Annotated in this window: 15 protein-coding genes; 9 read left to right on the forward strand and 6 right to left on the reverse strand. The window is 30.8% G+C overall.

All coding sequences use genetic code 11. The features are described 5' to 3' along the window. Positions 1-21: 21 nt before the first annotated feature. From E6771_RS01475 to glmS, 6 genes are all read right to left on the reverse strand, one after another. Positions 22-894, reverse strand: coding sequence for an HpcH/HpaI aldolase/citrate lyase family protein (locus tag E6771_RS01475; RefSeq protein WP_316089119.1), 873 nt, complete (start codon positions 892-894; stop codon positions 22-24). A gap of 35 nt (positions 895-929) precedes the next feature. Then, positions 930-1190 carry a citrate lyase acyl carrier protein gene (gene citD, locus E6771_RS01480; RefSeq protein WP_316089121.1) on the reverse strand — a complete coding sequence of 87 codons (261 nt, stop codon included), beginning with the start codon at positions 1188-1190 and terminating at the stop codon, positions 930-932. Between the two features lie 130 nt (positions 1191-1320). Then, entirely contained in the window at positions 1321-2565 is a 1245-nt protein-coding gene (locus E6771_RS01485; protein WP_096403569.1) for a methylaspartate ammonia-lyase, read from the reverse strand. A 186-nt stretch (positions 2566-2751) separates the two neighbouring features. Next, positions 2752-4224: a methylaspartate mutase subunit E gene (locus E6771_RS01490; RefSeq protein ID WP_316089123.1), complete on the reverse strand. Its 1473-nt coding sequence runs from the start codon at positions 4222-4224 to the stop codon at positions 2752-2754. A gap of 26 nt (positions 4225-4250) precedes the next feature. Continuing rightward, positions 4251-5657 carry a methylaspartate mutase accessory protein GlmL gene (gene glmL, locus E6771_RS01495; protein WP_316089125.1) on the reverse strand — a complete coding sequence of 469 codons (1407 nt, stop codon included), beginning with the start codon at positions 5655-5657 and terminating at the stop codon, positions 4251-4253. 58 nt (positions 5658-5715) lie between these two features. Beyond that, positions 5716-6135 carry a methylaspartate mutase subunit S gene (gene glmS, locus E6771_RS01500; protein ID WP_130889717.1) on the reverse strand — a complete coding sequence of 140 codons (420 nt, stop codon included), beginning with the start codon at positions 6133-6135 and terminating at the stop codon, positions 5716-5718. Positions 6136-6705: 570 nt separating this feature from the next. Here glmS and rimP point away from each other — a divergent pair. The 9 genes from rimP (at position 6706) to clpX (ending at position 16436) form a co-directional block, all read left to right on the forward strand. Further along, positions 6706-7185: a ribosome maturation factor RimP gene (gene rimP / locus E6771_RS01505; RefSeq protein WP_316089129.1), complete on the forward strand. Its 480-nt coding sequence runs from the start codon at positions 6706-6708 to the stop codon at positions 7183-7185. A 29-nt stretch (positions 7186-7214) separates the two neighbouring features. Beyond that, positions 7215-8300, forward strand: coding sequence for a transcription termination factor NusA (gene nusA, locus E6771_RS01510; protein WP_316089131.1), 1086 nt, complete (start codon positions 7215-7217; stop codon positions 8298-8300). Further along, on the forward strand, positions 8293-8820 hold the full coding sequence (locus tag E6771_RS01515) for a DUF448 domain-containing protein (protein ID WP_316089133.1): 528 nt from the start codon (positions 8293-8295) through the stop codon (positions 8818-8820). Before nusA ends, E6771_RS01515 begins: the two co-directional genes overlap by 8 nt. A gap of 20 nt (positions 8821-8840) precedes the next feature. After that, on the forward strand, positions 8841-11078 hold the full coding sequence (infB, locus tag E6771_RS01520) for a translation initiation factor IF-2 (protein WP_316089135.1): 2238 nt from the start codon (positions 8841-8843) through the stop codon (positions 11076-11078). A 38-nt stretch (positions 11079-11116) separates the two neighbouring features. Continuing rightward, on the forward strand, positions 11117-11464 hold the full coding sequence (gene rbfA / locus E6771_RS01525; RefSeq protein WP_316089136.1) for a 30S ribosome-binding factor RbfA: 348 nt from the start codon (positions 11117-11119) through the stop codon (positions 11462-11464). A 7-nt stretch (positions 11465-11471) separates the two neighbouring features. Continuing rightward, entirely contained in the window at positions 11472-13190 is a 1719-nt protein-coding gene (gene recJ / locus E6771_RS01530) for a single-stranded-DNA-specific exonuclease RecJ (RefSeq protein WP_316089138.1), read from the forward strand. Between the two features lie 14 nt (positions 13191-13204). Beyond that, positions 13205-14491 (forward strand): trigger factor, encoded by a 1287-nt coding sequence (gene tig / locus E6771_RS01535; RefSeq protein WP_316089139.1) that lies wholly within the window; start codon positions 13205-13207, stop codon positions 14489-14491. A gap of 107 nt (positions 14492-14598) precedes the next feature. Beyond that, on the forward strand, positions 14599-15174 hold the full coding sequence (clpP, locus tag E6771_RS01540; protein ID WP_316089141.1) for an ATP-dependent Clp endopeptidase proteolytic subunit ClpP: 576 nt from the start codon (positions 14599-14601) through the stop codon (positions 15172-15174). Positions 15175-15185: 11 nt separating this feature from the next. Then, the gene (clpX, locus tag E6771_RS01545) at positions 15186-16436 is read left to right on the forward strand and encodes an ATP-dependent Clp protease ATP-binding subunit ClpX (protein ID WP_316089143.1); all 1251 of its coding nucleotides are present in this window, start codon (positions 15186-15188) and stop codon (positions 16434-16436) included. Positions 16437-16448 lie beyond the last annotated feature (12 nt).

Here is a 16448-nt window from a genome sequence, read left to right on the forward strand (position 1 = left end):
AAACACCTCACATATTATTGATTAATCTATCAGACCAATAAGTCTTGCAACATCCAATGTATGAATAGCTCTATTTATAATTGGAAGGTCAACCATTTTTCCATCTAATGAGAATACTCCAAGACCTTCTTTAGCAGCTTCATCTTTAGCAGCTATTACTCTTAAAGCATGATTGACTTCAGCTTGTGATGGACAGTAAGCTGCATGAATAGTATCTATTTGTCTTGGGTTTATAGCAAGTTTTCCTGTAAATCCTAACATTTTTGCTTTTAATGAATCAGCCATCAATCCTTCATAATCATTTGTATCTGTAAATGGTGTATCAATTGCATCTACTTTACAAGCTTTACATGCATTTACTACTTTAGTTCTCGCATAAAATAATTCATCTGATGATTTAGTTCTTTTTACTCCTAAATCAACTGCAAGATCTTCTCCTCCTAATAAAACTGAAATTACTCTTGGGCTTGATTTTATAGTTTCATATACTGTCTCTACTCCATAGGTAGTTTCTACTAATGGATGTATTTTTATACTTCCAGCTTCAAATCCCATTTCTTTTTCTATTTCATTCAATTTTTTATCCAATACAACTATATCTTCAGGGCATGCTTTTGGAAGAAGTATAGCATCTGGTTTTAATCTTGCTATTACATCTATATCTTTTTCTGCATAGGGAGTAGATAGAGGATTAACCCTTACTACAACTTCTACATCATCATATTTATTTGTTCTTAAAGCCTCACTTATTAAATATCTTGCAGCATCTTTTTCTGTTAATGCAACAGCATCTTCTAAATCAAATATAACAGCATCTGAACCAAATACAGCAGCTGTTTGGAGCATTCCTGGATTATTCCCAGGCATAAATAACATAGTTCTTCTTAATTCCACAATAAACACCTCTCATATAAAAAATAATATAATTATTATAATCCTCTAGCAACAGCAGCTTCTATTCTTGCTTTTATAGTATAATCAAGAGCTCCTTTATCTTGAGCCTGAACTTTTACACTATCAATCCCAAGTTCTACAAGTTTATTTTTTATAACTTCTCTTATATGAGCTCCAAATTGTTTTTCCACAGTACTTTCTAATTCTATTTCTATTCCATTTTCAGATGGAGTCAGAATCACAAATATATCATTTGATTCTAGAGTACCACATTTAGCAGCTTTCTTTATTGTCATTTGATTCACCTCATTATTAAATTCTAAATAAAACTTTTTAAATATTAAGATTAATTAAAGGAAAAAGGTAGTCATATAACTACCTTTTTCAAAATCAAAATAAATTATAATTATATTTTATAAAAGAAAACTATTTCTTTCTTCTGTTTACTAAAGCTTCAACTCTAGACATTTCGTTAAATACGATCATGTATCCTTCGTCAACACCCATTCCTGGTTTAGCAAGAACTTGAAGAGCTCCACATGCCATACCTATATTAGTAGTAACTTCAGCAGATCTGTTAGTTTCGTTACAAGTTCCTCCACAATATGATCCGATTCCTACTTTATTACAGTAAAGAATTGCATCAGCTATGTTATTTACTCCTCCAAGATCTGGAGTTTTAATTTGAACTACATGTCCAGCTTTTTTATCAGCAAATAATTTAATATCTTCTAAAGTATTACACCATTCATCAGCAACTAATTCAACTTCGATTCCTCTAGCATCTACTTCTGCAGTTAAAGCAGCAAGAGCTTCGATTTGTTTATCTCTATCTTCAACGTCCATAGGTCCTTCTATTCTTAATTTAAATGGTTTTGCAGCTTCTACTAATGTAGCAATATAGTCAGCCATTTTTTTAGTATCACAATCAAATGCAGCACCAATAGTTCCATAAACATCTATGTGGAATATTGGAGAGTAGTCAGCATCAGTTCTTTGAGAAATAATTCTGTCTCTTAACCATTTTACATAATCAAGTAAGATTTCTCCATGTAATCCTAATTTTTCTTTTACATTGTTAATCAAAGCGTGAGGTAAAACATCAGCTTCTTTGATTATCATTTTATCAGCAGCAACATATCTGTCATCTCCTGATTGAGTAAATATAGGTCTCTTAGTGATTTCTAATCCTGTATTGTAGTCAGCTTTAATAACTTCAGCTAAAGTTACTTTTCTAGCTTTTGCAACACCATCTAGTAAAGCTTGAGTGATTCCATATCTTATTGCAGTATGTAATCTTTTTCCATTAACTTCTAATGCATCAAATTCTTCAGCAAGAGATTTAAAGTTATCAAGTTCTCTCCCTATTAATTTTGGAGCAATTTCTTTTTCTATTACTGGAATAAAATCTTTTGCTAAGAATAAAGGATCTCTTCCTCCTGCACCTGAGTATTGAACAGCAGCACAATCACCATGAGCAACTTGTCCATCTTCAAGAACTAGTAAAACAGAGATAGCTTCTCCTGCTTGTCTGATTGATTTGAATCCTGGTGTAACTGGAGTTCCTAGATAGAACATACCATCATGTCCAGCTCCTGCTTTTATTGCTCTTTGGTCATCAAAATAGAATCCTGTTTTTCCTGCAGAACATACTACATCTACAATTTTCATAATTAATCCTCCTAAGATTTTAAATTATGTGGGAATTTCTCAATTCCCACTTTCTTCTTAATTATATATATAATCTATTTCCAACATAATTGCAACCAATATTCAAAAATTGATTTTCTAAATTATTTTTCATTTATCACATCAATTTTACAATATATTTCTTACATTTTTTGTTCAATAATCAAATTAATTGTTTTTCATATGCTCAGTTTCTGGTCTTCCAATAAGTGTTCCTTTTCCTACTGCAAATATATCATCAACAGTCATTTGGAATCCAACTGCTCTTCCTTCAAATTTAGCTCTTTCTTCTAATTGAGCTAGATTGAAGTCAACAAGTTCTTTACTTAATGGAACATTTCCAACAGCTAGATATCTTACTTTACCAACATTGTCTCTAGCTGGCATCATTTTACCTGCATTGTATTTAGATGGAGCGAATGGAACATCTAGTACTCCTTGCTCAAAAGCTTTAACTACACCAACAGCCCAATCTCCTTCTCCTAATTCTAATACTTTGTTTAAGATACATTTAGTTTCAGCTTTAATAACTTCAATTTCTTTTGCTAATTCTGGAGACATTGATAATTGTTGTCCTTTAAGAAGATTAAGAACCATTTTTGTAGCTTTAATTCCCATTGCATTAGCTTCTTTTGTAGGAACTCCAATTGCTTCATGAGGAGTTTTAACAATAACTTTTGTAGCTCCAGCAAGAGCAGCAGCAGAAGCACCATTAGAAATAACTCCAAATGCTTTAGCTTCATCTTCTGGGAATCCTCCCATCCATTGATGGAATACAGTTGTTAAATCAATATCATTGTATCCATACTCTTTGAAATATTCTTCTCCTTGCTCAGTTAATGCTCTAATAGCAGCAACGTCTTGGATTAAGTTTCCACATTGTCCATATCCTAAAGTAATATTTTTTACTCCTTGTTCAGCAGCTAGTAATCCTTCAAGAATTCCAACAGCATTTGACATTGATGGTGGAACTAATGTACCAGTTAATGGTCCAAATGGTTCTCTATTAATTGATACTCCATGTTCTTCATACCATCCAACTAGTCTATCAACATATTGCCAATCAATTAATGTTTTTTCTAGAGAAACTGATTTAGCATAAGGAACATTATAACTGATTCCCCCACCCTCATCAGAAGTATATCCTGCTGCAATCATAATTTCAGAAAGTAATCTAGCATCTGGAGTTCCATGTCTCATTTGCAAAGGTAGATCAATAGCTTCAACAACTTGTCTACATCCAGTAACTCCATGGTTAACACCTGGGAATCCATTAAGAAGTGATCTTCCAGCTTTTTTAGATTCTTCTATTCCTTTTTCACAATTTTCATATTTATTTTGTCTTGTATAAGAGTCAATAGTTGATGGAAGTAAGTCTGCTCCTCCAACTTTATCTAAGTAGTCTAATAATTCTATATGTTGTTCTATTAAAGCAACTCCTGCTCTAGGTTGAGCTAGGGTAATTCCTGCATTTTTAGCATCTACTAATTTTTTAGAGAAGCTTTTTGATTCTGGTAATGCTTTATGATAAGCTATAGCTTCTTCTAAATTTACTTCTTTACCTGTAGGCCATCCTTTTAAAACTTCTTCTCTCACTTCGAAGAACTCTTCTTCAGTCCATTTCTTAAATCTAAGTTTCATATTTAAATATTCCTCCTTATAATTTCTTATACTTCGACTAGATATTTTTTCATTATTCTAACAGCTAAATTTGGATAATCCTGAGCTAACAGTCCCATTGATGACAATATATATGTTTTATCTACGAGAAACTTTGGTGACATAGGTTTTAAATGAACAGGATCTTGTTCATTAAAATTTCCAGCTTTTAATATTCCCTGAGGATTCAAACTATGAATGATAACTCCACCTGTACCAATAACATAAGGTGCATCAGTCAAATCTTTTCCACTTTGATTAAACATAGTTCCCATTGGAGTATAAACACATTCTAACACTCCACAGTGCCTTGTCATTGCTATTTCAGTAGCTGCCATTGCCATTGCCTCATCAAATTTAATTTCTTCTTCGTTCTGAGGCACCATTTTAATATGATCATGTCTATATTGACATGCAGCTTTTACATCAATCTGTTTCAATGAATCATGTAAATAATTTCTAATTTTTCTTGTTCCTGCTGCTTCTAAAAGGGCCACTGATGAATACCTCATTCCAAGGTCTCCTTCTACAGTTCTTTTAGCAAATGGTTCTTCCAAACCTTTTATCATGATAGAAGGTTTTGTAGGTTCTCCCTTAGCTATTGAATGGACATCAGTTGTAGCTCCTCCAATATCTACCACTATTAAATCTCCTATTCCATCTTCATCATCAGTACCTTCTGCAAGTACCTCAGCAGCTTTTAAAACTGCTGCTGGTGTAGGCATCAATATACCTTTTATAAATTCTTCTGCATTTTTCATTCCTTTAGCTTCTACTATTCTGTTCATAAAAACTTTTCTGATTTCTTCACGAGAAGGTTCAACATTTAGTTTATTTATGACAGGCATTACATTTTCTGTCACAAAATAGTCTATTTCAGCCTCTTTAAAAATAGCTTCCACTTGATCAATAGCTACTTTATTACCTGCTACTACAACTGGTACATCAAGTCTGTATTCTGCAATCATTTTAGCATTATGAATAATACAGTCTTTATTACCACCATCTGTTCCACCAGCTAATAATATTATATCCAAAGGAGTAGCTTTGATTTCTTCAAGCTCTCTGTGATTCAGTTCATAAGCATATGTTTTTATTACTCTTGCTCCAGCTCCTAGAGCAGCTTTTTTAGCAGCTTCAGCTGTAAGTTCAGGTACAAGACCTATTGCTACCATTTTCAATCCACCAGCAGCAGATGAACAGGCAGTTTTACTTACAAACTCTACAGAATCAAAATTAACTTTTTCATTTATTGCAAATTTTAATTTTTCATAAGCCTTATTAAATCCAATCATGATATCTTCTTCAACTGTAGTAATATCCTTTGCTGTCGCTAAAATAACCTCATTATCCATATCTATAGCAGTAAGTTTAGTATAAGTACTACCAAAATCTATGGCTAGATAAACTTTCATAACAACCACTCTCTTTTATTGTAAAATATTTTTGAAAAATTCCAACTAAACTTTAAAATTAGGCAATTCCTAAATCTTTCTTTAAATCTTCTGTTGTATCTTCGATAGGAGTTCCTGGTCTGTAAACTCTATCAAATCCCATAGCTTTAAATCTTTCTTCAACTTCTTCCCAAACTTGTTTTCCAACAACAATGTTTCCACCTACATAAAGGATGATGTCATTAAGCCCTGCTTCTTTACATTTCTCTCTCATTCCTTGACAATCTAGTTCCCCATGTCCATATAAAGAAGAAACTATTATAGCATCAGCACTAGTCTCAACAGCTGCATTGATAAAGTCAGCTTGTGGTGATAAAACTCCAATGTTTACTACTTCAAATCCGTTAGACTCTAAAACATGATGAATAATTTTGTTTCCAACTGCATGACAGTCTGATCCAATAACTCCAATTACAACTTTTTTTCCATTTTTTTCCATGAAAAATAGCCTCCTCTGTGTATGATATTTAAACTTTAATAATAATATACCTCTTTTTTGTAAAAAATCAAGCATTATAAATAATATGAATGATAAAAATTTATTTTTTTAATAAAATATATTGAACTCTCTATTTTCTACCTTTTTGTTAAATATTTATTAATTTTTTTCAACCATTAATTAACAGATTTTGATTTTAGGTTATATTTCTTTTTTTATGTTGTAAAAAATATATTTCAAAATTATAAAAAATATATGTTTTTTTCATTTTCAAATAAAAAACACTTAAAATAAGATTTTTAATTAATATTTTTTTGATTACTTATTTTACATAAGATTTTTTAAAGAAATACTTTTTTAATTGAATTTAAAAAATATCTTTACTTTTATTTTCAACAACCTTTATATAACTACATTTTTCAATGAAGCTTCCATTAGTTAAATTTGATTTTTTTAAGAATATGTGTTATAATATCTTGAAAATAAATTATACTAGCTAGTGTAAGGGAGTGGGTTTTGGTCCACTCCCTCTTTAGTAGTTATCTTGAAAGTGAGGTGAATAGGTGCTTTATGGAAAAAAATAACAAGGAAAATATTTTGAAAAAAATTGAAGCCATTGTTACCCCAGTAGTAAATAAAATGAATTTATCTCTTGTTGATATTGAATATCTCCAAGACGGAGGTTATTGGTATGTAAGAGTATATGTTGAAAATCTGGAGGGGGATATAACTCTTGAAGACTGTGCAGCTATCAGCAATGAAATTGATGAAGACATAGATAGCCTCATTGAACAAAGATTCTTCTTAGAGGTATCCTCACCAGGAATTGAGAGACCACTGAAGAAAATAGAAGATTATATCAGATTCAAGGGAGAAAAATCTAAACTAAGTCTTAAACATAAAGTTGATGATAACAAAAACTTTGAAGGAATAATTGTAGATTCTAAAGATGGTATCATATATTTAGAAGTAGAAAATGGAAAAATAATGAAAATTCCCTTTTCAGAAGTAAGAAAAGCCAATCTTGTTTATGAATTTGAAGAATTTTAATAGAATTTTCAGGAGGTAATGAAAATAATATGAAAAGTAAAGATGCTAAAGTTTTTTTAGAAGCCCTAGATGAATTAGAAAGAGAAAAAGGAATAAGTAAAGAAAATCTTCTTTTAACTGTTGAACAAGCTCTTTTAGCAGCTTATAAAAAAAATCATGGTGAAGAAGAAAATGTAGAAGTTGAAATCAATAGAGAAACAGGTGATGTAAAGCTTTATGAAGTTAAAACTGTTGTAGAAACTGAAGATCTTTATGATGCAGCTATTGAAATTTCTCTTGATGATGCTCAAGAAATCAAAAAGAGATCAAAAGTTGGTGATATAGTAAAAATAGAAATAAATTGTGAGGAATTTAGAAGAAATGCCATCCAAAATGGAAAACAAATTGTTATCCAAAAAGTAAGAGAAGCTGAAAGACAGTACATTTATGACAGATTTAAAGGAAAAGAAAATGATATTATAAATGGTATCATAAGAAGAATTGATGAAAAGAAAAATATATTTGTTGAATTTGATGGAATAGAAGCTATTCTTCCAACCACTGAACAGTCTCCAGCTGATACTTACAGAGTAGGAGAAAGACTTAAAGTATTCCTTGCTGAAGTTGAAAAAACTAATAAGTTTCCTAAAATAGTCATTTCTAGAAAACATGAAGGATTATTAAAAAAATTGTTTGAGCTTGAGATCCCAGAAATCACATCTGGATTAATAGAAATAAAAGCAGTTGCTAGAGAAGCTGGTTCAAGAGCTAAAGTTGCTGTGTACTCTGCTGATCCTAACATTGACACTGTTGGAGCATGTATAGGGCAGAAAGGTCTTAGAATAAAAAATATAGTTAATGAACTAAATGGTGAAAAGATAGATATTGTTATTTGGAAAGAATCTGTCGAAGAATTTGTTTCAGCAGTCTTAAGTCCAGCAAAAGTAAAAAGTGTTGAAGTCATTGAAGATGAAAATACAGCAAGAGTTATTGTTGATAATTCACAGTTATCTCTGGCTATTGGTAAAAATGGTCAAAATGCTAGACTTGCTGCCAAATTAACTGGTATGAGAGTTGATATAAAAACTGAAAATAGTTCTAAAGATGATTCTTTAGAAGGAGAGCAAAGTGAGTAATCAGGATTTTCCAGAAAGAACTTGTTTGATTTGCAAGGATAAAAAAAATAAAAAAAGCTTATTCAGGCTGGTTAAAACAGGGGAAAATAAGTATGTTTTTGATGAAAAACAAAAGCAACAAAGCAGAGGCTACTATATCTGTAAAACTCATGAATGTCTTCATAGGCTAACTAAGCATAAGAGGATAAAAATGAACACAGATGACCTGATGAAGATGTTAAATCTTTTAAAAAAGGGAGAAAAGGACTATTTGAATATTTTGAAAGCAATGAAAAATTCACAAGTTTTGTCTTTTGGAATGAATATGGTTTTGGATGAGATAGAACATACTCATTTCTTAGTTCTGGCAGAAAATATAAGTGAAAAAAATGAAAAAAAACTTTTACTTAAAGCTAAAGAACTAAATATAAACTTTGTTTATTTTGGAAACAAGAATCAACTTGGAGATATTTTTGGCAAAGATGAAGTAAGTGTTGTTGGTGTCAAAAATAAAAAAATAGCCCGTGGCCTCATAAATTAACCTAATTTAGGAGGTAATTAATGAAAGTAAGAGTACATGAATTAGCTAAAAAATATGATATGGGAAATAAAGAGTTTTTAAATCTTTTGAAAGATGATATTAAAATTACAGTTTCTTCTCATCTATCTGGTTTAGCTGAAGAAGATGTGAAAAAAATAGATAAGTATTTTGAAAATCTTAATAATAAAGAAGTAGTAATTGTGAAGCCTGAAAAAACGACTTCAAATGGAAAGGGAGAGAGTTTGAATAAAAAGGTTGTAGAAGTAGAAACAGATGAAGATATATTTGAAGAAGAAGGATTGGGTAATGGTAAAAAATCTCAACAAATAAAAATTGGAAAAGATAAGAAAAACTGGAAGGGAACAAAACCAACTTCTGGAGAAAAATCTAATGATGATGAAAAATCTAAAAAAAATAAAAAGAAAAAAGGAAGACGAACTGATTTTGTTATGAAAACAATAGACAATACTGGTTCTGAAACTATCGAAGAAGATGGAGTAAAAATAATTAAAATAAGAGGAGAAATTACTTTAGGGGATTTTGCATCAAGACTTGGTGTAGGAAGTGCTGAGATAATCAAAAAACTTTTCCTTAAAGGACAAATGCTCACTATTAATAGCCCTATATCTATTGAAATGGCTGAAGAAATAGCTGTAGACTATGATGCCCTAGTTGAAAAAGAAGATGAAGTAGAATTAGAGTTTGGAGAGAAATTTGCTCTTGAACTTGAAGATAAAGATGAAGATCTTATTGAAAGACCACCTGTAATTACTATCATGGGACATGTTGACCATGGTAAAACTTCATTGTTAGATGCTATCAGAGCAAGTAATGTAGTATCTGGAGAAGATGGTGGAATTACTCAAAAGATTGGTGCTTATCAAGTTGTTAAAAGTGGTAAAAAAATCACTTTTGTTGATACTCCTGGACATGAAGCTTTTACTGATATGAGAGCTAGAGGAGCACAGGTTACTGATATTGCTATATTAGTTGTTGCTGCTGATGATGGAGTTATGCCTCAAACAATTGAAGCTTTATCACATGCAAAAGCTGCTAATGTTCCTATTATTGTTGCTGTAAATAAAATTGATAAACCTGAAGCTAATCCTCAAAAAGTAAAGCAAGAACTTATGGAACATGGTCTTGTTTCTATTGAATGGGGAGGAGATACTGAATTTGTTGAAGTATCTGCTAAAAAACAATTAAATTTGGATACATTACTTGATACTATACTTATTACAGCTGAAATCCTTGAACTTAAAGCTAATCCTAAAAAAAGAGCTAAAGGAGTTGTTCTTGAATCTAAACTTGATCCTAAAGTTGGACCTATTGCAGATATACTTGTTCAAGAGGGAACATTAAAAATAGGTGATGTTATAGTTGCAGGAGAAGTTTATGGTAAAGTTAGAGCATTAATTAATGACAGAGGGGAAAGAGTAGAAAAAGTAGACCTTTCTCAACCAGCTGAAATTATTGGTTTCAATCAAGTACCTCAAGCTGGAGATACCATGTATGTTATCCAAAATGAACAGCATGCAAAAAGAATTGTTGAAGAAGTTGCTAAAGAAAGAAAACTCTCTGAAACAAGCAAAAAAACTATCTCACTTGAATCATTATCAGAGCAATTTGATCATGAGAACCTTAAAGAACTTAATCTTGTATTAAGAGCTGATTCTAGAGGTTCTGTAGAAGCATTAAGAGAATCATTGATGAAACTTTCTACTAATGAAGTTGCTGTTAATATCATCCAAGCTGCTTCTGGGGCTATTACAGAAAGCGATGTTAAACTTGCTGAAGTTTCAAATGCTATTATAATAGGTTTTCATGTAAGGCCTACTACAAAAGCGATAAAAGAAGCAGATCTTAATGGTGTAGAAATAAGAACTTCAAATATAATCTATCATATCACTGAAGATATAGAAAAAGCTTTAACTGGTATGCTTGAACCTGAATTTAAAGAGATATACCTTGGAAGAATTGAAATTAAAAAAGTATTTAAAGTTTCTAAAGTTGGAAATATAGCTGGATGTATTGTTGTTGATGGGAAAGTCAAAAATGACTCAAATATCAGAATATTAAGAAATGGAATAGTTATGTATGAAGGAAAACTTTCTTCATTAAAAAGATATAAAGATGATGTTAAAGAAGTAGTTGCTGGACAAGAATGTGGACTTGGAGTGGAAAATTTCAATGATATTAAAGAAGGAGATATTGTTGAAGCATTTGAAATCCAAGAAATTAAAAGAACTCTGAAATAGCTAGATCAATAGTTCATATAGAAAGAGAGTGGTGTAAAATGAAAAGACAAAGATTAGCAGGAATAGAAAAAGAGATAACTAGAGTTATATCTCAAGTTCTTCTTGAAGAAGTAAAAAATCCAAAAATAAAAGGTATTGTATCAGTTACAAATGTACATGTTACTGAAGACTTAAAATTTGCAGATGTATTTTTCAGTATAATGGGACAGGAAAACGTAAATGTTGATGAAGTATTAGAAGGATTAAATCAAATTAAAGGATTTTTAAGAAAAAGAGTAGCTGAAGAAATCGAAATCAGGTATATTCCAGAAATAAGAGTTAAAATAGATGACTCTATTGAACATGCAGTAAAAATATCAAAACTTTTAAACGATTTGAAAAGGTAGTGGTATAATGCATTGGGAATATAGTTCGCTACCTCAGACTCTTATTGATACTAAGGCTGCTCAATGGAAGAAAAATAAATTACTTACTACCTTATTACTCAATAGAGGCTTTGAAGATGGAGAAAAAGCAGATGAATTTATAAGCCCAAAAATTTCTGATTTTAGAGACCCTTTCAAATTTGAAAAAATGGAAAAAGTAGTAGATAAAATTTTGGAAAAAAGAGAAAAAAAGGAAAAAGTTTTTATTTATGGGGACTATGATGTTGATGGAATAACAGCAGCTGTATTTCTTGTTCTAATCTTCAGAAATATTGGAATAGAAGTAGATTATTACATACCTAACCGAATGGAAGAAGGTTATGGATTAGATAAAAAAACCATTGATTTTATTAACACAAAAAATGGAAAGCTGATTATCACTGTTGATACTGGTGTTAATTCTATAGAAGATGTAAAATATGCAGAGAGTTTAGGGATAGATGTGATAGTTACTGACCATCATAAAAGTATAAAAGAGGAGGAAGATGATCATCTCCTTCTCTTAAATCCCAAATTAAGTGATACTTATGAATTTAAATATCTATCTGGTGCTGGAGTTGCTTTGAAAGTAGCTCAAGGTGTATACCAAAAATTAAAAATTGATATAAAAACTCTATATCAGTATATGGATATAGTAATGATTGGTACTGTTGCTGATGTTGTTCCTATGATTGATGAAAATAGAATAATAATAAAACAAGGTCTTCGAGCTTTGAAAAAAACTAAAGTGAAAGGGCTTATGTATCTTTTAAAATATCTTAAATTTCAAAATAAAACCATAAATACAACTGATGTAAGTTATTTCATATCTCCTTTAATTAATTCTCTTGGAAGAATAGGTGTTTCTAAAATGGGAGCTGACTTTTTCTTAAAAGAGGATGACTTTGAAATATATAATATAATAGAAGAAATGAAAAAATCAAATAAAAAAAGAAGAGAACTTGAAAAGAATATATATGATGAAGCTAATCAAGAAATTGCAAAAATAGGAGTAAAAAATCTTAAATGTATATTTTTAAGTTCTGAAAAATGGCATCCGGGAGTAATTGGTGTTGTATCTTCAAGATTAAGTGTAAAATATAATATTCCTGTAACACTTGTTGCTTTTAAAGATGGAATTGGAAAAGCATCTTGCAGAAGTGTAAAGGGAATAAGTGTTTTTAATATATTTCAAAAAATGGGTAAAAAACTTGTCAGATTTGGTGGTCATGATCTCGCCGCTGGTTTTATAGTAAAAGCCCAGAATCTTGAAGAAGTAAAAAGTATTTTTGAAGCAAGCATAGAAAATATAAAAATAGAAAAAGAAAAAAAGAGTTTGAAAATAGATGCAGAATATTCTATTGAAAACATTGATGAAGATATGTTTGAGACTATGGAAAGTATATCACCATATGGACTTGAAAATCCACATCCTTTATTTATTGATAGAGAACTTTCTTTTGATAGCATCAAAAAATTTGGTGTGGATGAAAGACATTTTAATGGCATAATAAGAAAAAATGGAAAAAACTACTATATGGTTGCATTCGACCTAGGTCATAAAATAAATGAAATGGAAGCTAAAATTCAAAAGTTTGATATTGTTTATTATCCTGAAAAAACTCTATATAGAGGAGAAGAAATTTTTCAGATAAGGATAAAAGATATTAAAATAAAAGATGATTTTTATGAAATTTTTACTAAATAGATCAAGGAGGAAAAATGAAACACGAAATCAAAAAATTAGAAAATTCAGCAGTAGAAATTAAAATTTCTCTTACTGCTGAAGAAGTAAGTCCTATCAAAAATGAGGTATTAGGAGAACTTGCAAGCAAAGCTGAAGTTCCTGGATTCAGAAAGGGAAAAGCTCCTCTGGACAAAGTTGAAGCTCAATTCAAAGATGCTTTAAAAGAGGAAGTTACTGAAAAAGTTTTACATAAATATTATGAAGAAGTGGTAAAAGCTGAAAATATAATGCCTATCAGTTATGTTCATAGTTTAGTTACTAATCTTAATGATTCTTTTGATCTTACTTTCAAAGTTGATGTATATCCAACTGTTGAATTAGGAGAATACAAAGGATTAGAAGCTGAAAAAGAAACTTTTGAAATGAAAGAAGAAATTTTAAATAAAGAACTTGAAATTATGGTAAATAGTAAGTCTAAATTAGAAGATACTGAAGCTGGACATAAAGCTGAAATGGGAGATACTGTTGATCTTGCTTTTGAAGGTTTTGTAGATGGTGTTCCTTTTGAAGGAGGAAAATCTGAGTCTCATACTTTAAAATTAGGTTCTAAAATGTTTATTGATAATTTTGAAGATCAATTAGTTGGTTATACAACTGGTCAAGAAGGAGAAATTAACGTAACTTTCCCTGAGCAATATCATGCTGCTGATCTTGCTGGAAAACCTGCTGTTTTCAAAGTTAAAATCAACGCTATCAAAAAACTTGTTGTTCCTGAATTAAATGAAGAATTAGCTAAAGAATTAGGATTTGAATCTATTGAAGATCTTAAAACTAAAAAAACTGAAGAAATTAAATCTAGAGAAGAAGCTAGAATAAAAAATGAGTACATTGGTAAATTACTAGATAAAGTTGCTGCTAATTCAAAAGTAGAAGTTCCTTTCTCAATGGTAGCTAGTGAAGTTAAAAATAGAATTTCTGAAATGGAAAATCAACTTTCAGCTCAAGGTATTGGAATGGATATGTACTTACAAATGACTGGAATGGATAGAGCTAAATTAGAAAATCAAATTGCTCCTATGGCTGCTGGAAAGGTAAAAGTTGACCTCATCCTTGAAGCTATAGCTAAAGCTGAAAATTTGGAAGTTTCTGAAGAAGAAGTTACTGCTAAAATGACTGAAGTTGCTAGATACTATGGAATGGATTTAGCTAAACTAGAAGAAGAATTAAAATCTCATAATAACTATGATAACTTTAAATATACATTAAAAGGTGAATGTATGATGCAAAAAGCAATTGATCTTTTAGTTGAAACTGCAAAATAATAAGTTTTAAGCTATAGGAAGCAGCCAGCTGCTTCCTATAGCTTAAATAAATAACAAAATAATGGAAACATCAATTATTTTGTTATTTATTTAAGGAGGTAATATTTATGTATAGTCCAACAGTAGTAGAAAGTACAGGGAGATCAGAAAGAACCTATGATATATATTCAAGACTTTTAAAAGATAGAATAATATTTTTAGGAACAGAAATAGATGATAATATAGCAAATGCAATTGTTGCTCAACTTCTTTTTCTTGAAGCTGAAGACCCAGACAAAGATATTATCATGTATATAAATAGTCCTGGTGGAGTAGTAACAGCAGGAATGGCTATATATGATACTATGAATTATATAAAGCCTGATGTACAAACTGTTTGTATAGGTCAGGCAGCAAGTATGGGCGCTCTTCTTTTAGGTGCTGGAGCAAAAGGAAAAAGATATGCTTTAGAACACTCTAGAATAATGATACACCAACCTTTAGGTGGTGCAAGAGGTCAAGCTACAGATATAGAAATACAGGCAAAAGAAATATTAAGAATGAAAGAGATGCTATCTCAAATATTGGCTGACTGTACAGGAAAGTCACTTTCAGAAATCATAACTGATACAGAAAGAGATAATTATATGTCAGCTGAAGAAGCAAAAAATTATGGTCTTATTGACCAAGTCTTTAAAAAATAAAGGAGAATGATATGAGTAAAAAAGCTAGATGTTCCTTCTGTGGAAGTACTGAAAATGAAGTTTCTAAATTATTCAGTGGGATAGATGGGGCTCTTATCTGTGACAGATGTATAGAAAGCTGTTTTGATATCCTTGAACTTTCTAACGAAAAAATGGGAGAAAAACTTCCAGAAGATATATCACCAGATTCTCTTTTGACACCAAAAGAGATAAAAGAAAAACTTGATGAATATGTAATTGGACAGGAGGAAACAAAAAAAATCCTTTCAGTTGCAGTATATAATCATTACAAAAGAATATTAGACAAAAATAACTATGGAGAAAAAGATAATAATGTAGAACTTCAAAAATCTAATGTCCTTTTGATTGGGCCTACTGGTTCTGGTAAAACTCTTTTGGCACAGACACTTGCAAGATGTTTAAGTGTGCCTTTTGCGATAGCTGATGCCACTACTCTTACTGAAGCTGGATATGTAGGAGATGATGTTGAGAATGTATTAGTAAGACTTCTTCAAGCAGCTGATTATGATATTGAAGCAGCAGAAAGAGGAATTATTTATATAGATGAAATTGATAAAATAGCAAGAAAATCAGAAAATGTATCTATTACAAGAGACGTATCTGGTGAAGGGGTACAACAATCCCTTTTAAAAATAATAGAAGGAACTAAATCGCAGGTACCACCTCAAGGTGGGAGAAAGCATCCTAATCAGGAACTTATCGAAATAGATACAGCAAATATCCTTTTCATTGTAGGAGGAGCATTTGAAGGACTTGAAAAAGTAATAAAATCAAGAACTAATAAAAAAGTTATAGGTTTTGGTGCTGATGTAAAAAATGAATCTGAAGAAAAGGTTGGAGAAGTATTTGTAAAAGTTTTACCTGAAGATTTGGTAAGACAGGGAATAATTCCTGAATTAGTAGGTAGGCTTCCTGTTATAACTACTTTAAAAGATCTTGATGAAGAAGCTCTTATCAAAATACTTACAGAACCTAAAAATGCAATTGTTAAACAATATAAAAAACTGTTTGATTTAGAAGGGGTAGATTTGGAATTTACTCCAGAAGCACTGAAAAAAATCGCCGTTCTTGCTCTTGAAAGAAAAATAGGAGCACGAGGTCTTAGAGCAATAATAGAACAAACTATGCTTGAATTAATGTATGAAGTTCCTTCTGATGATTCAATAACTAAGGTTACAATTGGAGAAGAAGCTGTCCTTGATTCAACAAAAGCTATTATTGAAAAAGAACAAAAAAATTAGGAGGGATAACTT

Source organism: Fusobacterium sp. (genome assembly GCF_032477075.1).
GTDB lineage: Bacteria > Fusobacteriota > Fusobacteriia > Fusobacteriales > Fusobacteriaceae > Fusobacterium_A.